Raw genomic sequence first — 20998 nt, 5'->3', positions numbered from 1 at the left:
GGCACGGAGACGTGCCCCGGCCGATCTTCTTTGCCCAGAGCGAAGGGATCGGGGACGTGCATGGTCATACCACGGGGCGGAAAGGCCCGCGTGAACGCGGAGGTGTGTTTTGAGGGAAGATGGAGATTAGGACGCCAATGCTGGAACCAGTTCGCCCCCCTCTGCCCTGCCGGGCATCTCCCCCACAGGTGGGGAGAATGGCAGGTGGCGCCAACCTCGCCAAAATCGAAGGTCGAACGCTGCGCAACGGACGGAAAACTGGGGCAATGAGCGCACCCCATCCATTCTCCCTCCTTGTGGGGGAGATGCCCGGCAGGGCAGAGGGGGGTACCCAGTGCACAACGCCCGAGGAACACGCCTATCTTGAGTTGGTCATCTTTGTCGCGCCTGCCACATCCACGGGATTGTGAGCGGAAAACTGTCGCCGGGCTGTCACAATCCCTTTCCATTCACGCCGGTCTTCCCTATGAAAACTCTCGTGAACGCCACCCGACCCCGATTCCCATGGAATCCTGCTTCGAAGGCCGAGATGACGACGATTGCCATAGATGGGCCTGCCGCTGCGGGCAAGGGCACGCTCTCCCGCCAGATCGCCGATGCCTATGGTTTCCACCATCTCGACACCGGCCTGACCTATCGCGCCGTCGCCAAGGCACTGCTCGACGCCGCCCTGCCGCTCGATGACGAGACGATCGCGACCAAGGTCGCAGGCGAGATCGACCTCTCCGGCCTCGATCGTTCGGTGCTCGCCGCCCACGCCATCGGCGAGGCGGCCTCGAAGATCGCCGTCATGCCTGATGTCCGCCGCGCCCTGGTCGAGGCGCAGCGCGCCTTCTCGCGCAAGACCCCCGGTACGGTGCTCGACGGCCGCGATATCGGCACCGTCGTTTGCCCTGATGCCGAGGTGAAGCTCTATGTCACGGCGTCCCCGGAAGTCCGCGCCGGCCGCCGCCATCAGGAAATCATCGCCAATGGCGGCAAGGCGGATTTCGCCACCGTGCTCGCCGATATCGCCCGCCGCGATGCCCGCGACATGGGCCGCGCCGACAGCCCGCTCAGGCCCGCGGAAGATGCGCACTTGATTGATACGTCGACAATGGGTATAGAGGCCGCGTTCCAGGCCGCGCGCGCCATCATCGACGCCGCCCTGAAATAGGCATCTCAGCAGTCCCCGCGCCGGAAAAGGCCTGTCAGGGCCGGATTGCTTCGATCCTGTGATCAACCCTAACCCCCGGCGCCCGCGGGCTCGACGCCCGCTATTTGGAGACCCAATGTCCGCAGCTACCACTCTGAAGGAGGACTTCGCGTCCCTCCTCGAAGAATCCTTTTCCAAGGTTGATCTGGCCGAAGGCTATGTCACCAAGGGCATCATCACGGCGATCGAAAAAGACATGGCGATCGTCGACGTCGGCCTCAAGGTCGAAGGCCGCATCGCGCTGAAGGAATTCGGTGCGCGCGCCAAGGACGGCACGCTGAATGTCGGCGATGAAGTCGAAGTCTATGTCGAGCGCATCGAAAATGCGATGGGCGAAGCCGTTCTGTCGCGCGAGAAGGCTCGCCGCGAAGAGAGCTGGATCAAGCTCGAAGTCAAGTTCAACGCCGGTGAGCGCGTCGAAGGCATCATCTTCAACCAGGTCAAGGGTGGTTTCACCGTCGATCTCGATGGCGCCATCGCCTTCCTGCCGCGTTCGCAGGTCGACATTCGTCCGATCCGCGACGTGTCGCCCCTGATGCATGTTCCGCAGCCGTTCGAAATCCTCAAGATGGACAAGCGCCGCGGCAACATCGTCGTCTCGCGCCGTACCGTGCTTGAAGAATCCCGCGCCGAACAGCGTTCCGAGATCGTCCAGAACCTCGAAGAGGGCCAGGTGGTCGAAGGCGTCGTCAAGAACATCACCGATTACGGTGCGTTCGTCGACCTCGGCGGCATCGACGGCCTGCTCCATGTCACCGACATGGCATGGCGTCGCGTCAACCATCCCTCGGAAATCCTGTCCATCGGCCAGCAGGTCAAGGTTCAGATCATCCGCATCAACCAGGAAACCCATCGTATCTCGCTCGGCATGAAGCAGCTCGAGTCTGATCCTTGGGGCGATATCGGCGCGAAGTACCCGACCGGCAAGAAGATCACCGGCACGGTTACCAACATCACCGATTACGGCGCATTCGTCGAGCTGGAGCCGGGCATCGAAGGCCTGATCCACATCTCGGAAATGTCCTGGACCAAGAAGAACGTCCATCCCGGCAAGATCCTCTCGACGACCCAGGAAGTCGATGTGGTCGTGCTCGAGGTCGATCCGTCCAAGCGCCGCATTTCCCTCGGCCTCAAGCAGACGCTTGAAAATCCGTGGGAAGCCTTCGCCAACTCGCATCCGGCTGGCTCGGTTGTTGAAGGCGAAGTCAAGAACAAGACCGAATTCGGCCTGTTCATCGGCCTCGACGGCGATGTCGACGGCATGGTTCACCTCTCCGACCTCGACTGGAACCGTCCGGGCGAACAGGTCATCGAGGAGTTCAACAAGGGCGATATCGTGCGCGCCCAGGTTCTCGACGTCGATGTCGAAAAGGAGCGCATCTCGCTTGGCATCAAGCAGCTCGGCAAGGATGCCGTGGGCGATGCGGCGACCTCGGGCGACCTGCGCAAGAACGCAGTCGTCTCGTGCGAAGTCACCGGCATCTCCGATGGCGGTATCGAAGTGAAGCTCGTCAACCACGAGGACCTCACCTCCTTCATCCGCCGTGCGGACCTGTCGCGCGACCGTGACGAACAGAAGCCGGAACGTTTCCAGGTTGGCCAGATTGTTGACGCCCGCGTCACCAATTTCTCCAAGAAGGACCGCAAGGTACAGCTGTCGATCAAGGCGCTCGAAATCGCCGAAGAGAAGGAAGCCGTCGCACAGTTCGGTTCGTCCGACTCTGGCGCGTCACTCGGCGACATCCTCGGCGCGGCTCTCAAGAACCGCGGCAGCGAATAAGCCTTTCCGGCTTAATGCCCAGAATAACGAAACCCGCCGGATCGCTCCGGCGGGTTTTTTGCTGGACTGCGCGGCCCCTATTCAACGCGCTATCCGGCAACTACTCGGAATTGCTCAGAAGCCGCCCATGCGCTGGTAGAGCGCGAAGGCCCGGTCGGCCCCGGATGAATCCCGCGTGATGACGATCGCCGGCTCTTCCTCGGGCTGCGGATCCTTCATCGCGTCATATTCGTCGCGCGGACGGCGCTTCTCGCCATCGGACTGATCCTCGTCCTGCATGCTGTCCTGCTCGTCGCGATCGTGGGTATCTTCCTCCTCGACCTTTGCAGCGAACGCATCCTTGGCAGGTTGCAGCACCGCATAGGCGAACGGCACGCCCTCATGCGCGACGGCAGGCCGGGCGGTGGCAGGATTGCTTTCGGCCGGGGTGCTCGCGTTCTGCTGGGCGGCTGCGGCAGACTTCCGATGTGCGGCTTCGACCTCAGCCGTATCTTCGTCCACCGTGTCGGATACCGGATTGCCCTGGCTGGCGGTGATCGATTTTTCCGGGACGTGCTCGGCATCTGGCAGCGGGATTTCGCCGGTGAATTCGGAAGAGCCTGTCGTCCCGATGACCGTCTTCAGCTCGGCGGGATTGGGCATCGTGCCGGGCTCGGCTGCATGCGTCGCATCGGGCAGGGCGGTGAACAGTTCGGCGGCGCGGCCCGGCAGCGATGTGATCACCTCGGCAAAGCCCTTGAGCGTCAGCAGGGTCTGCACGCGATGATCGGCTGCATCAGCCTTCTCTGTGAGCCTTGCCTCGGCCTTGGTCTCCTGCGTATCCAGCCGCTCTTCGACGATCGCCCTGGCGATGTCGTGAAGCTTCTCAGCCGTCGGCGTGTCGATCTTCAGGTTGGCGGCATGGATCATCGTGCCGTCGGCCCGCGCCATTGTGGCCGCCGTCGTCGCGAGCCTGGCTTCGGAGCCGGCGGCCGGGGCAGGATTTGCGGCGACCTTTCGTTCGGCGGCGCCGGGCTCAAACAGCGTCTTTAGCTGGGTTTGCAGGCCCTTCGCGTCGCCGGGAATGTGGTCCGAGGCGCGCGCCTTGTTTTCCGGAGAGAAGAGGCCGAGACCGGCGGCATTGCTGCGGGCGGCGGCCCGCATGGCAAGTGTCTCCTCGGCATGGCCGTTTGCCGTGCCCTGCTGGAGATAGGTGCTCGTCGCGGCATTGGCGGAGGTTTTGCCGGGTGTCGCCAGCGGCGCCTCGACCATGGCGGTCAGCCGTGCTGCTTCGGCGCCGTCAGGATTGCGGAGCGCGGCGGCGAGTTCCCAGAGCGTGATCTTCATGCCCTTGAGGCCGGAACGGATTTCCGTCTGCAGCCGCTCGGACTGCGGCATGCCTTCGATGGTGGCGATGATGCGGATGAAGAGGGCGGTCAGGTTCTCGTCGTCGCCACGCGTCAGATGGAGAAGGTTTGCGAGATTGAGCGTGACATCCTGCAGCACGGTGCGGCTGGCGACGGTTGCGGCCATCGCGTTGACTGATGTGAGAACCGAATTGGAGGGCAGTTCGGGCTCGATGGTTGTGACTTCTGCCGCCGGCATGTTTGCCGCAGGCAGAATGGAATTCTTGCCCGCGCTCGCGTCGGCGCCTGTGCCATGCGCCTTGAGGCTTGCACCATTGGGTGTGGGGATGGTGACGTTCATCGGTGACGTCAGCATGATAAAACCTATCGGGATCGAAAACGGGAGCAAGTATGGACACAAGGTCGCTCATGCGGCCCTTGGCTTCCGCCCGCGAAGGTTTGCGGATCGACGCTTGAATTTGCATTGCGCCGGGGACAGCCTATATTTGCAATTGATCCTAGAGGACAATGGTTAATGTAAGGCTAACTACTTAGATGTCTCTTCGCCCACCGGTTTCATATCTTGAAAACGCAACCGGAAAATCCCCGATCAACGTGCTCGAATATGAGCTTATGGCCGAGCGCGCAGACAGTCTCGGCCGCGCCGGACAACGTGCCGAAGCGGCGTTGTTGAAACTCAAGGAGGCTTCCGACGCGGATCGCGAGGATCGTCTCGATCAAGCGGCGCGGGAAGTCTATGCGCTGTTCATCCAGCGCGAGATCTGCGGATTGAGGAACACCCGCGATGTGATTGCCCGTTACGGCATTCCAGGCGCGGTAATCGTGCGGCTCGGCGTTACCAGAAAGAAACCGGAACCGGAATTATAAGCTTCCGGCCAGCGCCATGAGCGCCTTGACGGTGTTCCAGTTGCGCGCCGTCATCGGCACTTTCAGCGTGCGCTCGATGATATTGCCGAGTACGGATTGGCCCAAACCTTCCGGCGTGTGAAGATAGAGCGCGTCGCCGACGATCGTCCATTCCTCGGATCCGGCATCCTTTGTCCGCAATATTGCAATGCGGTCCTTGCCGGGCTGGTCGTCGAGGATGAAGGCATGCACCGTCTTCGGTTTCTCTTCGGCTTGCAGGTAAGGATTGTCTGTAATGACGTGATCCCATTCGCGGACGCTACGCACCATGATCTTCACGTCCATCGCCTTATGCGCCTTGATGGCGGAAGCGATCCGTTCGGCGAGTTCCGCATTGGAGGCCTTCGGCGCCCTGAAGACCATGTTGCCGCTCTGCAGATAGGTCTTCACGTCCTCGAAGCCGAGCCCGGCCACAGCTTGCCTGAGATCGGCCATTTTCAGCACCTTACCGCCGACATTGATGCCGCGCAGCAGTGCGATATATGTCTGGTTCATTTCCATACGCTCCGTCAGACGGCCTTCTTCTGCCGGAGAAGATCGTAGATGCCGATCTCGTCGACATAAAGCGTCAGGATCGGCTTTTCCGGCTGGTCACCGGGTTCGATTTCGGGCTCGGTCGTCGGTTCCATGCCGGCATCGATCTGGGCCGATTTGGCATCGGTTTCGAGGTCGCTTGTCGCCGCTTCGACGGCTTCGGCATCCGCTTCGCCCTGCGCATCCGCTGCCTTTCCGGCGTCGGCGGCGCCGACCAGAACCTGGATCAGGTCGAGGCTGTCGTCGACGGCGGAGCCAGGCTCGACCTCGCCCTTTGCCTCCGCTTTCACCGCGTCGTCGTGATTATCCTTGACCGCTTTCTGAAGCTCCTTGACATCGTCGAGCTTCTCCATCGCCTGCTTGTCGCTGATCTCCTCGGCGCGCTCCTGCCGGACCTCGTCATCCTCGACGCGGGTCGGGTCATTGAGGCTGGGCTCGAGCTTCAGCTCCTCGATGGTTTTGGGATTGGCGATGCTTTCGAGCCGTTGCAGCACCTTGGATTGCGCAACTGCCGAGTCCTTGCCGCCGCCGGCCTGTTTCTCCAGCGCGGCGTCCAGCCGCTCATTGTCGTCGGCGTAGGGGTTCTTGATGGCGCCGATCATCACGTCGATGGAGATATCGAGATCGTCGAGCCCGACTTCCTTCTCAAGCGCCCGCTTCTGCGCGTAATCCATGGTCGAGAGAAGGGATTCGAGCTTCTTGCCATAGCTGAAGCCGGATTCCTCGTCCTCCTTCTTCAGCCCCAGCGCCATGCCGAGCTTGTCGATGAGCTGCATCTTGAGCTCATTGGTGCTGACATGGCCGGCATCGAAGAGATAGCTGTCGATCTTTTCCTTGGCGCGGGCCTGCGCGGTATCCATCGACATCCGGGCCTTGAGGACCGGATCTTCTTTCTTGCCCTTGGTCTTTTCCTCTTCCTCGATGCGGCGTTTCTCGGCGCTGTCGATCGCCGATTGCATCAAGTTGGTTGCGGCCAAACCCGCGGACTGTTGTGTCGGTAGCGGCATGCTGGGAACACCCGATCGCACGTCTCGTGAGGTGACAGGGTAGCCGGACGTCGTTAACCGGAGGTTACCTGCGAAGGGCCAAGCACGCCCTGCGTCGCGGGCGGGCGCGGCTTCAGCACCAGTGTCACCAGCACGAAGCTGACATAGAGCAGCAGGTACCACGAGCCGAGCTTGCCTGGAGACACCATGTGCCATGCCTTCTGCGAGGGATAGATCCATGTGCCGGTGACTGTGCCGATATTCTCGGCGAGCCAGAGGAAAAGTGCTGCGAGAAAGGCTGCGATCGTCAGCGGCATGGCAAGCGTCGTGCGGTCGGTCGTGAAATGGATATTGACCCGCCAGAAGATGATGACCGTGGCGGCGAACAGCCCGTAACGGATATCGGGCAGATAGTGATGGCTGAAGAAATTGACATAGATCGCAATGGCCAGGCCGCCCGTCAGCCACATCGGCGGATAATAGGTGAAGCGCATGTCGAAGATGCGGATGGTGCGCGCGATGAACGAACCGACCGCCGCATACATGAAGCCCGAGAACAGCGGCACGCTTGCGATCTGGAAGATCGACGGTTCCGGATAGGCCCATGAGCCCATATGAACCTTGAAGATTTCCATGATGGTGCCGGTGACGTGATAGACGAGGATGACCTTGGCCTCGTCCCGGCTTTCGAACTTGAAGCGCAGGAAGATGACCTGGATGGCAAGTGCGGCGAGAAACAGGAAGTCGTAGCGATGGACAGGCCAGCCCGGCTGCCAGACGAATTTCGTCAGGATCATCAAGCCGAGCATGATCGCTGCGAAGAGGCACGCCCATGCCTGTTTCAACCCGAACAGGATGAATTCCGAGAGCCACCAGGGCAGGCGTGCGAGCGCGCCCCGGATGAACTGTCTCAACGGTTCGAGATAGGGGCCGGTCTCGTGCGCCGTTCGCTCATGCATGCTCATAAACCTGCTGCCCCGTCATTCTATTTCAAATGACGGATGACGGCGGTAGATCGAATGATGCGTTCCGAAGTAAAAGCGCCCTCAGCTATGCGCGAAAATATCCGTTTCCTCCCAGCCAAGCAGGTCGAGCTTGGCGCGGGTCGGCAGGAACTCGAAGCAGGCCGTCGCCAGGTCCCAGCGGCCATCACGGATCAACCGCTGGGTGAGCTTCTCGCGCAGCGCGTGGAGATAGAGCACATCGGAAGCGGCATATTCGAGCTGCGCCGTCGTCAGCGTCTCGGCAGCCCAGTCCGAGGATTGCTGGACCTTGGAAATATCGATCTCCAGCATTTCCTTGAGATTGTCCTTCAAACCGTGCCGGTCGGTGTAGGTGCGGATCAGGCGCGAGGCGATCTTGGTGCAGAAAACAGGCGTCGCGGTGACGCCGAATGTGTGAAACAGCACGGCAATGTCGAAGCGGCCGAAATGGAAGATCTTCTGGCGCGTCGGGTCTTCCATCATTGCGACGAGATTGGGCGCCTCGGTCTGGCCCTTGGCGATCTGAATCACGTCGGCGGTGCCGTCGCCGGGCGAAAGCTGCACGAGGCAGAGCCGGTCGCGGCGCGGGATCAGTCCGAGCGTCTCGCTGTCGATGGCGATCGCGCCGGTATAGCGCGCCGCGGCCTCCGCCGAAATATCGCCTTTGTGCAGCCTGATCGAATCACTCATCGCCCTGTCCCCGGATTTTTGTCTGGGGCCGCTATAATCGATATCGGGTGAAATAAAAACATGCTGCGCGCCTGTAACACGCTGTTGTCTTTACCTTCGCCCGGTCCATTCCTATGTTGATCGCATGTGAGGTGTTTCGATGATGCGTCATTTTCTGGGATCGATATGCGTGGGGCTGCTGCTGGCGGCGTCATCGGTGCTGGCCGATCCCTACCAGGACCTGCCCGGTGTCAAGGATCCGACGACCCAGAAGGACAGGGAGATCGACCTCAACTGCACCACGCAGCTTGAGCGCCAGAAGCCCAGTTCTCCAACATTCAGGCGCAACGGTCTCGCCTACCGCACCTATTCCTGCAACTACGGCAGGGCAACCGTCGGCTCCAGCCGCCAGCCCGATATGATCGAGTACCGGAAGTTCAAGGAACACTACCAGGACTGATTGAGCGTCAGAACGCCTTGAAGGTCATGGTGGTCAGCGACCGCACGATGCCGTCGATATTGAGCACCTTGTTGTTGATGAAATGGCCGACATCGGTATCGTCAGGCATGTAGATCTTGCCGAGCAGGTCATATTCGCCGCTGGTCGAATAGAGTTCCGAGACGATCTCGCGCTCGTAGAGCTTGTCGGCGACGTCATAGGCGGTGCCCGGCCGGCACTGCAGCTGCACGAAAACACAGATCATAGTCCTTGCTCCTTCTGAAGCTTGCCGCGCATCGGGTGTGCCCTGTAGGTGCCGAGAATCCGCAACTGTGTCGAGAAGAACCTGAGTTCGTCCATCGCGTGCTTGACGTTGTCGTCGTCCGGATGGCCCTCGATATCGGCATAGAACTGGGTCGCCACGAACTTGCCGCCGATCTGGTAGCTTTCGAGCTTGGTCATGTTGATGCCGTTGGTGGCAAAGCCGCCCATGGCCTTATAGAGCGCGGCTGGAATGTTGCGGACGTTGAAGATGAAGGTGGTAACGATCTTCTCGTCGTCGGATGTGCGCTTCGGAATGATCTCGTCGCGTGACAGCACGACGAAGCGGGTCACGTTGTTTTCCGAATCCTCGACATTTTCCTCGATGATCTCTAGCCCGTAGAGATCGGCTGCGAGACGCGGCGCGAGCGCCGCCATCGTGCGGTCCTTGGTCTCGGCGACGAGCTTGGCGGCACCGGCGGTATCGCCGGCGATCACCGGCTTCCAGCCGTTGCGGCGCACGATCTTGCGGCATTGGCCGAGCGCATGGATGTGGCTGTGCACGGTCATGATGTCGTCATGCTTGACGCCCGGAAGCACCATCAGCTGGAAGCGGATCGGCATGAAATATTCGCCGATGATATGCAGGCTCGATTCCGGCAGTAGCAGGTGGATGTCGGCGACCCGGCCGGCGAGCGTGTTCTCGATCGGGATCATGGCGAGGTCGGCCTCGCCGTTCTCGACCGCGGCAAACGCATCCTCGAAGGTCGCGCAGGGCAGGGGTGAAAGATCGGGAAAATGGTCCCGGCACGCCATGTCGGAATTGGCGCCATATTCGCCCTGGAAGGCGATGCGGTTGGTCTTGGTGATCATGAAGAGATTCTGCCCTGATTCTTACTTATTGCCGAGGATCGCCCGGGCCCGTTCGAGGTCGGCGGGAGTATCGACACCGAGCGGGACCGAGTCAACGATTTCCGCATCGATGCGCATACCCGCCTCCAGCGCCCGGAGCTGCTCCAGCGATTCCCGCTTTTCCAATGTGGATTGCGGGAGCGCGACGAAGCGTTCGAGCGCGGCGCGCCGATACGTGTAAAGCCCGATGTGATGATAAAGCGGCCCGTTACCATAGGGCGCGGTGGCGCGGGTGAAATAGAGCGCCCGCATGCGCGATGCCGATAGCGCCGAGCCGACGATCTTCACCACATTCGGATTGGTCTTCTCGTCTTCGTGGGTGATCTCGACTGTCAGCGTGGCGATGTCGGTCGCTTCATTGCCGAGCGGCCTGAGGCTGGCGCGAATCGTTTCTGGCTCGATCGTCGGCAGGTCGCCCTGCACGTTGACGATGAACTCCGCCCGCTTCTCGGGGTCCGCATGGCCGAGCGCCTCGAAGATCCGGTCCGAGCCGGACTGGTGCGTCACTTTGGTCATCACGGCGTCGAAACCGTGCGCCCGGACAGCATCGAGAATGTCCTGGTGATCGACCGCGACCGTCACCCGGCCGATTCCGGCTTCGAAGGCGCGTTTGGCGACCTGGACGATCATCGGAAGGCCCGCGATATCGGCGAGTGGCTTGCCCGGCAGCCGGGTCGAGGCCATCCGCGCGGGGATCAGGACAATGGTGTTGTCGAAAGTGGGAATCGTCATCGATGGGCCTTCAAATCCTTCAGGAAAAGTGTCAATTAGTCTCACCACGGGGCGCGGTTTGACGGTTGCACTTTCAGCCCAAAAGACATAGGTTCCGCGCGATTTCAAGATGCGCCGTCGATTGCGGCGGCAAGGGGAGCTTTGCAAGATGAGTGGTTACATGAATATGGCACTGGGCGCGCTGCTCGGAACAGTGTTCGTGCTGTTTTCGGTCTCACTTGCGTCCGAGGGGCTGTATCATTCGGAAAATCCCGAAAAGCCGGGCTTCATCATCGAAGCAACCGAAGAAGCCAGTGCCGAGGTCGCCAAGGCAGAGGCACCCGCCATTCCGGTCGCCGATCTGATGGCCAAGGCCGATCCCGCCAAGGGCGAGCAGCTGTTCAAGAAATGCGCGAGCTGTCATAGCGCCGACAAGGGTGCGGGCAACAAGGTCGGCCCGAACCTCTACGGCGTTGTCGGCCGCCCGATCGCCCAGCTTGAATTCGGCTATTCCACCGCGATGAAGAACTTCGCCGAAGGCGGCAAGCAGGTCTGGAACTGGGATCATCTCAACCACTTCCTCACCGCGCCGAAGAAGTACATCAAAGGCACCGCCATGGGCTTCGCCGGCGACAAGAAGGACCAGGAACGCGCCGACATCATGGCCTACCTGAATTCCAAGTCGGACGCTCCGCTGCCGCTGCCGGCGAAGTAAGTGCTGTTTGAGTGATTGATGCTGGAGGCTCGGGGTGACCCGGGCCTTTTTGTTTTTGGGGAGTGCGTCCTATTACGGTCGTTGCAAAACAACGGCGGGCCTCATAGATTGAAGCCATGAGTTCGGAGCTCGAAAACAAGTCGATTTATAGAGCGCTGACGACTGTCAACGCCCCCCGTGCCTTGCAGATCGAAGCGGAGACCTTGGCCGCCTGTCTCCGGCTGGAATGCAACGATCGCAAGTGGCGGCCCCATATGCGCGCGTTTTTTGACGAGGTCGATCGGGGGATCATTCTCGACCTCGTGATAGAGGGCGCGACGTCGTTCCGCGATCTTGATAAGGGGCTCGGCGTCTGGGAAGCGGGAGACAGCGAGAATGCGCGATGGATCCGGGAAATGGCTACCGTCCCGATGGCATGAACTCATGGGTTCTTGCCTTGAGGCAATCGATTCCGTTTCGAGCCACGGTGAAGTAATCTGGACGTTCGGCGGCGGAACCGCGCTTGCGATCGATCTGGGTCATCGCATCAGTTACGACGTGGACATATTCCTGGATTCCGCAGCGGTGACCAAGCGCCTGGTTCCGGTTACCAACGAAGTAACACGGCGGATATGCTGGAACCCCAAAACCGGAAGGGCAGACTACCAATGGCCTGGCTCGTATCTGAAGCTCATCGTCTTCGGAAAGGGTGAGATCGATTTCCTCAACGCAACGACGCTCGTTGAAACACCTACCGCGCCATTCGAGTTCGCCGGACGAGTTCTGATGAGGGAGCGCCCTCGTGAGATCATCGCGAAGAAAATCTATTATCGTGGTTCCGTCTTCAAGGGACGCGATGTTTTCGACCTCGCCTGCACCTATCACATCATGCCGGAAGAACTGAGGATTGCTGCCCGATCCTCATATCTTTCACCCGATATTCTCAAGCGAGTGGAATTCCGGATAAACTCACAGAAGGAAGCTCTCACGGAAGCCATTGCGGAAGACACGAATCCGACCGAGATCGGGATTCCGCTGATAGAGACTGCTTGCGAAACAGCTCTCGCGGCGATTGGCATGATGGAACGTGAAGCCGGCCTCAATACGGCCTGACGTCCCCCGGCTTGCCGTCGCGGATGTGGTCGTCGTCCTCGACATTGTCATCCTCGAACTTCGGGTCGAGCCGCTCGGCAGGTGTCATATCTGCTGCAGGCTCTGACTGCTCGTCCGGTTCCACACGAGAATCGTCATCCGTATCCGCTGAACGGACCGGCTCGGCGACTGCGACATCATCCTCTTCAACCACCGATGCCGTCTTGGTTGTGACGGGCTCCGCGTCGCGCCGAACAGGCGCGGCAAACGGGTCGGGTCGCTCTGGGTCGGCCTTCTTCGGAAAGCGCTTGTCCATGAAATTGTCGTATGCGCGGCCGAGCCGTGTCCGCCTATCCGGGAAGGGCGCGAGCAGGGCAAACAGCAGGCCGAGCACCGCCGGCGAGAAATCGAGGGCGAGTTGGAGCGCGATGTAGCCCATCAGGCTGCCGGCATAGGAGACCACGGCCCAGAAGGGACGTAAGGGGACGAAGACCGGAACGCTGTTTGCGTCCGCCTGCGCTTCCTGCAAGGCGGCGTCGGCGGCTTGGCGCTCGCCGTGGAAGTAGCGGTCGATGAAGGGGATCGTCTCGATGCGGTTTTCGACCGGGATGCGGAATTCCGGGCTCGATTTGCGCGCGTCGATATCGCGTGTGGCGCTATTGGCGGCTTCCTCGACCGAATCGACCAGCGTGTTGAGCTGGCTGAGGATGACGTCCTTCTTGGTCAGCGTGCAGGCCGACCAACCCGAGAAGAAGGCTTCGGAATTAACGGTGGCACGCGTCTCGGTGACGAAGGTCTTGACGCTCGGCAGCGTCGAGGAATTGTCGGTGTCGACGATCTTCTTGCGAATGCGATCCGCCTGCGCGGCGAGGTCAGGCTGAATGTCCTCAAGCTGGCCCTCGGGCTTGCGGATGCGGGCGCGGAGTTGCTCGATCTCGGACTTGATGTCCTGGTTGGCGTTCTTGCGGTTGGTCACGACGTTGAGGATCGTCGCGGTGCGGGCGGCACTATCGGTGTAGAAGGTAAAGAGCGAGCCGCGACCGGCGCCGCAGCCCTGGCCGGTCGTCTCCTCGTTGGCCGCAGCCGCCTTGAGCTGGTTCGACATGTAGGACAAAGCGCCGTCCAGCCGGCTGGCTTCGATCGCGCGGATGCCATCAACACGACGCTCGTAAGCATCGAGCACGTCGGTGTACCAGAGATTATGGGCGCGCAGGCCCTCGGTGCCGCCGACGCCGATGATACCGAACACGGTATGAATGGCGAGTGTCAGCGGGACCAGCACGATGACGCCGACGATGAACCCGAACAGGCGCGAGATCGTGTTCGAAGCGATACGGATCCTGAGGAAGACGAAGTTCCAGCCCGCCCAGATGATCAGCGCCGCCAGCGCCGAAAGGCCGATCGGAACGCCATATTGCACCAGCGGCGGGTCGAGCGGATCGACGATCTCGTGATGGAAGCCGATGGCCGTGGTGGCAAACGAGCCGACCATGGCGGCGCCGGTGACGAAGGAGGCAAGCTCGTACCAACTGTTCGAAGGCAGGCTCCTGAGCTCGGCCTTGCGGCGTGCGCCCGCCGCCTTCACCGCGAGATATTCCGCCCGTTCCGCGTCGGTCATCGCTTCGAGCCGGCGCGACGGCTTGAACCAGTAGAGGCACCAGCGATAGACCAGCACGAAGATGGCGGTGAACATCAGCCAGAGTTGCCACTCGGGCAGCGGCGCGTTGGGATCGGCAATCGTGTTGTAGACGGCAAGCGAGGCTGCGAAACCGCCGGCATAGATGGCAAGCGTGCTGATCGCGGATTGTAGCCGCATCTCGCCGCCACGAACCCAGAGCCCCGCCGCCAAGCCCGCAAGGCAGACGATCAGGAGCACGATCTCGGCGGTGGAGAGCGGCGTCGCGAGATTGAGCACGTGCCAGGCGATGACAATGCCCAATATGAACGCCGATACCGCATAGACGATACCGTGCCAGCGCTGCACCACCCGATTGGCGGCTTCGAGAAAGTTCTCCGTCCCAGTCTTCATTCCCGACCCCTGCTCGAAACTCCCGGCCGCACCCCACAGTTAGCCGGATTCCCACTGTATTCGCGCTCTTTGCGGCCATTGCAAGGATTTTCGTTTTTGCTCCGAATAACCCCACCGGACATTTCGTTTTCAATATTGCGCCCACGGTGGATATGCTATTTCTCGCGGCGGAATATGGGGTACAGGGGAGACTGTCATGACCTATACGGAAACCACCCACACATCGTGGTTCACCAAGCTCAAGAACGGCCTGGTGGGTACGCTGATCGGGATCGTGCTGATTCTGGTCGCGATCTATTTCCTGTTCTGGAACGAAGGCCGCGCCATCCAGACCTACCGCGCGCTCGTCGAAGGCGCAGGGCTAGTGGTTTCCGCCGACAGCGCCAGCGTCAGCGCCGCCAACGAAGGCAAGCTCGTCCATATCACCGGCCCGGTGAAGGCGGACAGCATGATCTCGGATCAGCAATTCGGCATCACTGCCGATGGCGCGCTCGCCATCAGCCGCGAGGTCGAGATGTATCAGTGGGAGGAAAAGAGCGAGAGCAAGACGGAGAAGAGCGTCGGCGGCAGCGAGGAGACGACCACGACCTATTCCTACTCCAAGGAATGGAGCACCAGCCGCAATGATTCGTCCAATTTCAAGGTTCCGGGCGGCCATGAAAACCCTGATTTCGCGGTGCCATCCAGCGTCCAGACCGTGGAAAGCGCCCATGTCGGCGCCTACAGGCTCGATGGCGGCCGGGTTGCCAGCCTGGGCGACGAGACCGCCATTCCCCTGACCCAGGCCGATGTCGATCGCATGGCCAATTCCATCGCCACGACCCGTCCGGTGAAGCTCAACCAGGGCGCAGTCTATATCGGCAACTCCGCCACTTCGCCGCAGATCGGCGATCTGCGCGTCCGCTTCGAACGCACCGATCTTGCCGAGGCGAGCTTCGTCGGCAAGCAGCAGGGCGATTCGATTGTCGGCTACACGACCTCGAATGGCCGTGACGTGTTCCTGAGCGCGGCGGGCAAGAAGGACGCGCCGGCCATGTTCGAGCAGGCGCAGACCGAAAACACCATTATCACCTGGGTGATCCGCGTCGCCGGCCTGGTCGGCATCTTCATCGGCTTCCAGCTGTTCTTCGGCCTGTTCGGCGTGATCGGCGATCTCATCCCGTTCATCGGTTCGATCGTGCGTGGCGGCACCGCCATCATCGCGCTGGTCCTGACCTTGATCATCGGCCCCGTCACCATCGCGATCGGATGGTTCGCCTACCGACCGCTGCTGGCGATCGGCATCATCGCGGGAGGCGTGCTGATTGCGGCGGCCGTGATCTTCCTGCGCCGCCGGGGTGGGGCGGTCACAGTGGCTCCGGCCGAGCCGGTGGTTCTGGGACGGGGCACGGGCGCTTGAGCCTCGCCCTCGCCAGCAGGATCTGACGCATGTTCATGACAGGCAAGCTGCTATGGATCGTCGTCCAGCCGCTGACGCTGGCGCTGATCGTCAAGGTCCTCGCCTTGCTGATGCTCATCATCGGGCGCCGCAAGCTTGCGGGCTTCCTGTCGCTCCTGGCGGGCACGATCCTGTTCGTGACACTCTTCACCACGACAGGCGCCTGGAGCCTGCAAACGCTCGAAGCGCGCTATGCGCGCCCGGCGCTGCCAACTGACGTCTCCTGCATGATCGTGCTCGGCGGTGGCTTCGATCTCGAAGTCACGGCCGGCCGCGGCGGCATGGAAATGAACCAGGCCGCCGACCGCTATATCGAGGCAGCGAGGCTCGCGCGGCTTTATCCAACGGCCACGATCCTGGTATCCGGCGGCGATGGTTCCTTCTCCGGCATCTACAAGGGTGACGCGGAACTCTCCGGCACCTTCTTCCAGTCGATGGGCGTGGACCCGGCGCGCATCATCATGGAAAAGACCTCCCGCAACACGATCGAGAATGTCACTGAAACCAAGACGCTGCTCGACGCCAACAAGCTCTCCGACTGCCTGCTGATCACCTCGGCCTATCACATGCCGCGCGCCAAGGCGCTCTTCGACGCCGAAGGCGTGACGACCATCCCCTGGCCCTCCGACTACCGCGCCAGCGGCAAGGTGGAATTCGGCCTAGACTTCACCCAGCCGTCGCTGAACGCGGCACTGACATCGACAGCCATGCGCGAATGGGCGGCGCTGCTGAATGCGTATCTGCAGGGGAAGTCGGCGACGCTTATTCCGTAGTTCAAATCGTTTCCGACGTAATGCGTTGCCGGGCATGAAGGATACGAACGATCTCAATATGGTCGTCGGCAACTTTATAGAGGATCAGGTAGTTGCCCTCGACAAGTTGTCTTATGCCCGGCGCGATATCGTCGCGCGCCACGCCTGCATATGGAAAATCGGACAGGATATCTGGCCGCCGGTCGAGATCATCGAGAAGTGTGTCGGCGGCACGCGGATCGTGCTCGCCCACGTAGAGCCAGATGTTAACGAGATCCTCTTCGGCGGCACTCGACCGGGCGATGCGCAAAGGCGTCACGAATTCGTTGGCCTTGCCGCAAGCCGGCGCCGCGCTTCAGCCTTGATATCGTCGATCGATCCAAAACGCCCCGGCCCGCTCTCAAGACCCGCATTCACCAAAGTTCGGAGTTCATTGAGCGTGTAGCCGAAATTCTCGCGCTTCTCGTTCCACATGCGCAGCGCCTCGTCCACGATCTCGCTGGCCGATTGGTACTCTCCCTGGGAGACGGCTTCGTTTACGCGTTCTTCCATATCCGGCGACAGATCGATGTCGCGTCTGACATGCTGCTGCATGGTCTTTCTCCTGCACAATATCCCCCTCTTATGCCACGATCGAAGCGGCGACTCCAGACCGTCCGGGTTGACTTCCGTCGTGCGGCGGCATCCCTTATGGCGAATTGGGGGACGCCATGAATCTGCTCGAATTTCTCGATTACGCCGCGATCGCGCTCTTCGCTGCCACCGGCGCTCTGTCGGCCAGCCGCAAGCAGCTCGACCTGATCGGCTTCATCTTCTTCGCGGCCATCGCAGGCATCGGCGGCGGCACGCTGCGGGATATCGTTCTCGGGCAGTTGCCGGTGTTCTGGATCAAGAATGACACCTACATCCTGATCTGCGCGGGTGCAGGTTTCCTGGTCTATTTCACCGCCCATCGGTTCGAATCGCGCTATCGCCTGCTGCTCTGGCTCGATGCCGTGGGCATGTCGGCCTATTGCGCGGTCGGCGCGGCGAAGGGGCTCATGCTGACCGGATCGCCGGTTGTGGCTATCGTAACGGGCACGCTGACTGCCACGTTTGGCGGTGTCCTGCGCGACATCGTGGCGGGAGAGCCATCCGTGCTTCTGAGACCGGAAATCTATGTTTCGGCGGCGCTCGCTGGCGCCGTGGTCTACACCGTGGCCGACCGGGTGGGATTGCCGCAGGATATCTGCTTCCTGCTCGCCATGATCACCGCCTTCATCATCCGCGGCGGCGCTTTGAAATTCGGATGGACCTTTCCGGTCTACAAGGCCCGGCCCGGCCGGCATCCCGACGATGTTATGTAGCCCGACCAAATTCACCTTGCCGGGCGGCCCAGCATTTCAGGCGTTGACGTCACACCCGCAATCGGTATTGTAGACAGACCTGTCTCACCTCTTGGGCTCCTGATGAACGCAACCGCGCCCGCGATCGACAAGCGGCAACAGATCGTCGAAATCGCCTACGCTCTGTTCAAGGCGTCCGGTTTTCACGCCACCGGCATCGACAAGATCATCGCCGGGGCCGATGTGGCCAAGATGACGATGTATCGTCATTTTCCGAGCAAGGACAAATTGATCGTCGCGGTGCTGGATTATCGGACGAAGCTGTTCGAGACTCAGTTGGATCACCTTGCCGCCAAGGCCGTGACCCCGGGCCAGAAGATCGACACCGTCTTTGACTGGTACGAGCGCTGGTTTCAAAGTCCGGAGTTTCATGGCTGCCTGTTCGCCCATGCCCTCGCCGAATTTGGCGATGGCGATCATCCGGTCTTCAAGGCGGTGGAGGAGCACAAGAACGGGCTCAAGCAACGCCTGCGGGAAATTCTTGTAGAGGAGTTGCCGGCGGGTCAGGCCGATAGCGCCGCGACGGTTCTCTTCATGCTTCTCGAGGGCGCGACCTTGCTGGCGCAGATGGAGCAGGGCGAAGCGGCCATTCGGAACGTGCGAACGGCAGCCGGAAGCCTGATGGCGATGTTGGATCGTCCCGGATAGTCATGTCGGCAACAGGTGTCCGAATTCATCGCGACGTCGATAAGCCATTCATCCTTCCATCCGTATCGAAGCAAAGGCAGCCGCCATGAGCAATTCCTTGTTGATCGGTATCGCGGCGGCGCTGTTTGCAGCGCTTGCCTGGGCGCTCAATTTCATCGTCCCCTTTGTCATCGGTGATTACTCGGTTTTCGACTGTGCCGTCATTCGGTTTGTGGTGACCGGCGCGATGGGGCTCTGCATCCTTGCCTTCAGGGTCGAGTCCGTTCGAAAACTGAGATACGTGGATTGGCTGGTCGCCACGGGGCTCGCTCTGATCGGCTATGTCGGCTATTTCCTGTCCGTTGTCGGTGCGGCGATTTTCGCAGGTCCGGTGATCGCTCCCGCTTTCCTCGGTCTGGTGCCGATCGTGCTGGCGATTGCAGGAAATCTGCGCCACCCGACCGTCGCGTGGCGATCACTGGCCGCTCCACTCTTCCTGGCCGTCGTCGGATTGGCACTGGTCAATATCAGCGTCTTCGATCCCGAGAGCATGGCGACCGCGAGATCGCTCATAATTGGCGTCCCGCTGGCCATCTTGTCCGTGATCCTTTGGACTTGGTTCGGGCTCGCCAATCAGCAGGCGCTGGCCCGGAGGCCGCATATGGATTCAGGTGTCTGGACCGCGCTTATTCTGGTCGGCGGTGGATTGGCGGTAGTCGTCCTGATGCCGCTTGGCCTGGCGATGGGCGTATTCTCGACGCCCCGATTGGGCCTCGATTGGCCGGCGTCCGCCCCATTTCTTCTCTGGAGTGCCGTGTTGGGTGTGATATCGCTGTTCGGCGGAGCCTTGGCATGGACCGTGGCGTCCCAACGTCTGCCAGTCGCGTTGTCCGCGCAGTTGATCGTCTCGGAATCAGTCTTTGGGACGATCTTCGGCTTGGCCGTGCATGGTCGATGGCCAACACTGCCGGAGGCCTGTGGCTCAGCAATCCTGACCGTTGGTGTGATTATTGCGATTCAGGCATTCCAGGGCGCAGGAAAGACCCCGGCCGCGGCGTGAGGCGGCGTGAGAATGAGATCGCATCGGATTAGGAGATCAGCTCTTCTTCTCGCGCAACCGGATCACCACGTCGACATGCGCGATTTCCATGCCTTCGGGCGGTTCCGGCAGGTTGTTGATCGTGATGTTCGACGTTGGCACGTCGAGCACCTCGTTGCGGCCCTCGATGAAGAAGTGGTGATGGTCGGACACGTTGGTGTCGAAATAGGTGCGGTTGCCCTCGACGGCGAGCACGCGGATCATGCGGGCTTCGGTGAACTGGTGCAGCGTGTTGTAGACGGTGGCGAGCGACACATCGATGCCGGCGAAGGTCGCTTCCTCGTGCAGTTCTTCCACCGTCAGGTGGCGGTCACCCTTGGCATAAAGCAAGGACGCGAGCGCCATGCGCTGGCGGGTCGGGCGTAGGCCCGCGTGCCGCAATCTCGCCTCGGTTTTTGCAGAATGATCGATGGCCATGTTCTTGTGCCAAGCTCCGGTCGCTAAAATAGGAGTATTTTGGTCAACGATATAACCCGCGCGCGTCACGCTTTCAACAGCTTTTCAGCGGCAGCGCGCCGCAGCAGCGAGGTTGCAAGCTATTTGGGTTGGCTTTTTGAAGATCAATCCTATATTGGCGGCACGACAATCCTTGCCTTGAACCTCAGGCGAGACAATCAAGAGAAAGAATCGGGGAAGAGACAGTCATGGCAGTTCAGAAATCCAGTTACACCTATGAGGAGCTTCTGACCTGTGCGCATGGCGAATTGTTCGGCCCCGGCAATGCGCAACTGCCGCTGCCTCCCATGCTGATGGTTCATCGCATCACCGATATCTCGGAAACCGGCGGCGAGTTCGGCAAGGGCTATCTCCGCGCCGAATATGATGTTCGCCCGGATGACTGGTATTTCCCCTGTCACTTCGAAGGCAACCCGATCATGCCCGGTTGCCTCGGCCTCGACGGCATGTGGCAGTTGACCGGCTTTTATCTCGGCTGGCTCGGCGAGCCCGGCCGCGGCATGGCGCTTTCCACCGGAGAAGTGAAGTTCAAGGGCATGGTTCGCCCGGCCACCAAGCTCCTGGAATACGGCATCGACTTCAAGCGCGTCATGCGCGGCCGGCTGGTCCTCGGCACCGCCGACGGCTGGCTCAAGGCCGACGGCGAAACCATCTATCAGGCGACCGACCTCCGCGTGGGTCTGTCGAAGGAAAAGGCGACCTGA

At 61.0% G+C, this 20998-nt stretch carries 25 protein-coding genes; 13 read left to right on the top strand and 12 right to left on the bottom strand.

The genetic code is table 11. The features are described 5' to 3' along the window. Positions 1-529 precede the first annotated feature (529 nt). Both cmk and rpsA read left to right on the top strand, forming a co-directional pair. Positions 530-1156 carry a (d)CMP kinase gene (gene cmk, locus ACSQ26_RS19185; protein ID WP_436011643.1) on the top strand — a complete coding sequence of 209 codons (627 nt, stop codon included), beginning with the start codon at positions 530-532 and terminating at the stop codon, positions 1154-1156. Between the two features lie 115 nt (positions 1157-1271). After that, positions 1272-2975 (top strand): 30S ribosomal protein S1, encoded by a 1704-nt coding sequence (gene rpsA / locus ACSQ26_RS19180; protein WP_436011641.1) that lies wholly within the window; start codon positions 1272-1274, stop codon positions 2973-2975. Between the two features lie 114 nt (positions 2976-3089). Here the strand turns inward: rpsA and ACSQ26_RS19175 are convergent, their stop codons facing one another. Continuing rightward, entirely contained in the window at positions 3090-4676 is a 1587-nt protein-coding gene (locus ACSQ26_RS19175) for a hypothetical protein (protein ID WP_436011639.1), read from the bottom strand. 179 nt (positions 4677-4855) lie between these two features. On the opposite strand from ACSQ26_RS19175, the gene ACSQ26_RS19170 reads away from it, so the two are divergent. After that, on the top strand, positions 4856-5188 hold the full coding sequence (locus ACSQ26_RS19170) for a DUF6665 family protein (protein WP_436011637.1): 333 nt from the start codon (positions 4856-4858) through the stop codon (positions 5186-5188). Here the strand turns inward: ACSQ26_RS19170 and ACSQ26_RS19165 are convergent. The 4 genes from ACSQ26_RS19165 to ACSQ26_RS19150 all read right to left on the bottom strand — a co-directional run bounded on the left by ACSQ26_RS19165 (position 5183) and on the right by ACSQ26_RS19150 (position 8420). Then, complete coding sequence (locus tag ACSQ26_RS19165; RefSeq protein ID WP_436011635.1) at positions 5183-5722, bottom strand: DUF1697 domain-containing protein; 540 nt, start codon at positions 5720-5722, stop codon at positions 5183-5185. The two genes, ACSQ26_RS19170 and ACSQ26_RS19165, sit on opposite strands and share 6 nt — an antisense overlap. Positions 5723-5736: 14 nt before the next feature. After that, positions 5737-6720 carry a hypothetical protein gene (locus tag ACSQ26_RS19160; RefSeq protein WP_436011633.1) on the bottom strand — a complete coding sequence of 328 codons (984 nt, stop codon included), beginning with the start codon at positions 6718-6720 and terminating at the stop codon, positions 5737-5739. 101 nt (positions 6721-6821) lie between these two features. After that, positions 6822-7712, bottom strand: a complete 891-nt coding sequence (locus tag ACSQ26_RS19155) for a DUF817 domain-containing protein (protein WP_436011631.1) — start codon at positions 7710-7712, stop codon at positions 6822-6824. Positions 7713-7793: 81 nt separating this feature from the next. Beyond that, on the bottom strand, positions 7794-8420 hold the full coding sequence (locus ACSQ26_RS19150) for a ribonuclease D (RefSeq protein ID WP_436011629.1): 627 nt from the start codon (positions 8418-8420) through the stop codon (positions 7794-7796). 139 nt (positions 8421-8559) lie between these two features. Between ACSQ26_RS19150 and ACSQ26_RS19145 the strand changes: the two genes are divergently transcribed. Further along, positions 8560-8859 (top strand): hypothetical protein, encoded by a 300-nt coding sequence (locus ACSQ26_RS19145; protein ID WP_436011628.1) that lies wholly within the window; start codon positions 8560-8562, stop codon positions 8857-8859. Between the two features lie 7 nt (positions 8860-8866). Here ACSQ26_RS19145 and ACSQ26_RS19140 read toward each other — a convergent pair whose 3' ends face one another. Genes ACSQ26_RS19140 through ACSQ26_RS19130 form a run of 3 tightly spaced genes read right to left on the bottom strand, consistent with a single transcriptional unit; the run spans position 8867 to position 10743 of the window. Further along, complete coding sequence (locus ACSQ26_RS19140) at positions 8867-9103, bottom strand: Lrp/AsnC ligand binding domain-containing protein (RefSeq protein WP_436011626.1); 237 nt, start codon at positions 9101-9103, stop codon at positions 8867-8869. Beyond that, positions 9100-9972 carry a prephenate dehydratase gene (locus ACSQ26_RS19135; RefSeq protein ID WP_436011624.1) on the bottom strand — a complete coding sequence of 291 codons (873 nt, stop codon included), beginning with the start codon at positions 9970-9972 and terminating at the stop codon, positions 9100-9102. The genes ACSQ26_RS19140 and ACSQ26_RS19135 overlap by 4 nt, the downstream gene beginning before the upstream one ends. A 21-nt stretch (positions 9973-9993) precedes the next feature. Then, on the bottom strand, positions 9994-10743 hold the full coding sequence (locus tag ACSQ26_RS19130; RefSeq protein WP_436011622.1) for a 3-deoxy-manno-octulosonate cytidylyltransferase: 750 nt from the start codon (positions 10741-10743) through the stop codon (positions 9994-9996). 148 nt (positions 10744-10891) lie between these two features. Here ACSQ26_RS19130 and ACSQ26_RS19125 point away from each other — a divergent pair, with 148 nt between their 5' ends. From ACSQ26_RS19125 to ACSQ26_RS19115, 3 genes are all read left to right on the top strand, one after another. Continuing rightward, complete coding sequence (locus tag ACSQ26_RS19125) at positions 10892-11437, top strand: c-type cytochrome (protein WP_436011620.1); 546 nt, start codon at positions 10892-10894, stop codon at positions 11435-11437. A 116-nt stretch (positions 11438-11553) separates the two neighbouring features. Next, positions 11554-11856, top strand: coding sequence for a hypothetical protein (locus tag ACSQ26_RS19120; RefSeq protein WP_436011618.1), 303 nt, complete (start codon positions 11554-11556; stop codon positions 11854-11856). Continuing rightward, positions 11813-12529, top strand: a complete 717-nt coding sequence (locus ACSQ26_RS19115) for a nucleotidyl transferase AbiEii/AbiGii toxin family protein (RefSeq protein ID WP_436011616.1) — start codon at positions 11813-11815, stop codon at positions 12527-12529. Before ACSQ26_RS19120 ends, ACSQ26_RS19115 begins: the two co-directional genes overlap by 44 nt. Here ACSQ26_RS19115 and ACSQ26_RS19110 read toward each other — a convergent pair. Continuing rightward, the gene (locus tag ACSQ26_RS19110) at positions 12516-14537 is read right to left on the bottom strand and encodes a hypothetical protein (RefSeq protein ID WP_436011614.1); all 2022 of its coding nucleotides are present in this window, start codon (positions 14535-14537) and stop codon (positions 12516-12518) included. The two genes, ACSQ26_RS19115 and ACSQ26_RS19110, sit on opposite strands and share 14 nt — an antisense overlap. Before the next feature lie 196 nt (positions 14538-14733). Between ACSQ26_RS19110 and ACSQ26_RS19105 the strand changes: the two genes are divergently transcribed. Together ACSQ26_RS19105 and ACSQ26_RS19100 are read left to right on the top strand one after the other, a co-directional pair. Then, positions 14734-15936: a TMEM43 family protein gene (locus ACSQ26_RS19105; protein WP_436011612.1), complete on the top strand. Its 1203-nt coding sequence runs from the start codon at positions 14734-14736 to the stop codon at positions 15934-15936. A 29-nt stretch (positions 15937-15965) separates the two neighbouring features. Further along, positions 15966-16748, top strand: coding sequence for a YdcF family protein (locus ACSQ26_RS19100; RefSeq protein ID WP_436011610.1), 783 nt, complete (start codon positions 15966-15968; stop codon positions 16746-16748). Between the two features lies 1 nt (position 16749). Here the strand turns inward: ACSQ26_RS19100 and ACSQ26_RS19095 are convergent, their stop codons facing one another. Beyond that, positions 16750-17046: a type II toxin-antitoxin system RelE/ParE family toxin gene (locus ACSQ26_RS19095; protein WP_436011608.1), complete on the bottom strand. Its 297-nt coding sequence runs from the start codon at positions 17044-17046 to the stop codon at positions 16750-16752. Continuing rightward, positions 17043-17321: a type II toxin-antitoxin system ParD family antitoxin gene (locus ACSQ26_RS19090; RefSeq protein WP_436011606.1), complete on the bottom strand. Its 279-nt coding sequence runs from the start codon at positions 17319-17321 to the stop codon at positions 17043-17045. Before ACSQ26_RS19090 ends, ACSQ26_RS19095 begins: the two co-directional genes overlap by 4 nt. 116 nt (positions 17322-17437) lie before the next feature. Between ACSQ26_RS19090 and ACSQ26_RS19085 the strand changes: the two genes are divergently transcribed. From ACSQ26_RS19085 to ACSQ26_RS19075, 3 genes are all read left to right on the top strand, one after another. Continuing rightward, complete coding sequence (locus ACSQ26_RS19085; protein WP_436011604.1) at positions 17438-18073, top strand: trimeric intracellular cation channel family protein; 636 nt, start codon at positions 17438-17440, stop codon at positions 18071-18073. A 102-nt stretch (positions 18074-18175) separates the two neighbouring features. Next, complete coding sequence (locus tag ACSQ26_RS19080; protein WP_436011602.1) at positions 18176-18760, top strand: TetR/AcrR family transcriptional regulator; 585 nt, start codon at positions 18176-18178, stop codon at positions 18758-18760. 85 nt (positions 18761-18845) lie between these two features. Then, on the top strand, positions 18846-19799 hold the full coding sequence (locus ACSQ26_RS19075; protein ID WP_436011600.1) for a DMT family transporter: 954 nt from the start codon (positions 18846-18848) through the stop codon (positions 19797-19799). Positions 19800-19835: 36 nt separating this feature from the next. On the opposite strand, the gene irrA is transcribed toward ACSQ26_RS19075, so the two are convergent. Beyond that, complete coding sequence (irrA, locus tag ACSQ26_RS19070) at positions 19836-20255, bottom strand: iron response transcriptional regulator IrrA (RefSeq protein ID WP_436011598.1); 420 nt, start codon at positions 20253-20255, stop codon at positions 19836-19838. A gap of 227 nt (positions 20256-20482) precedes the next feature. On the opposite strand from irrA, the gene fabA reads away from it, so the two are divergent. Beyond that, the gene (fabA, locus tag ACSQ26_RS19065; RefSeq protein ID WP_436011596.1) at positions 20483-20998 is read left to right on the top strand and encodes a 3-hydroxyacyl-[acyl-carrier-protein] dehydratase FabA; all 516 of its coding nucleotides are present in this window, start codon (positions 20483-20485) and stop codon (positions 20996-20998) included.

Source organism: Rhizobium sp. LjRoot254 (assembly GCF_964254105.1).
In the GTDB taxonomy this organism is placed as follows: domain Bacteria; phylum Pseudomonadota; class Alphaproteobacteria; order Rhizobiales; family Rhizobiaceae; genus Rhizobium_E.
The sequence above is the reverse complement of the archived record's forward strand: the minus strand, read 5'-3'. Positions and strand labels throughout refer to the sequence as shown.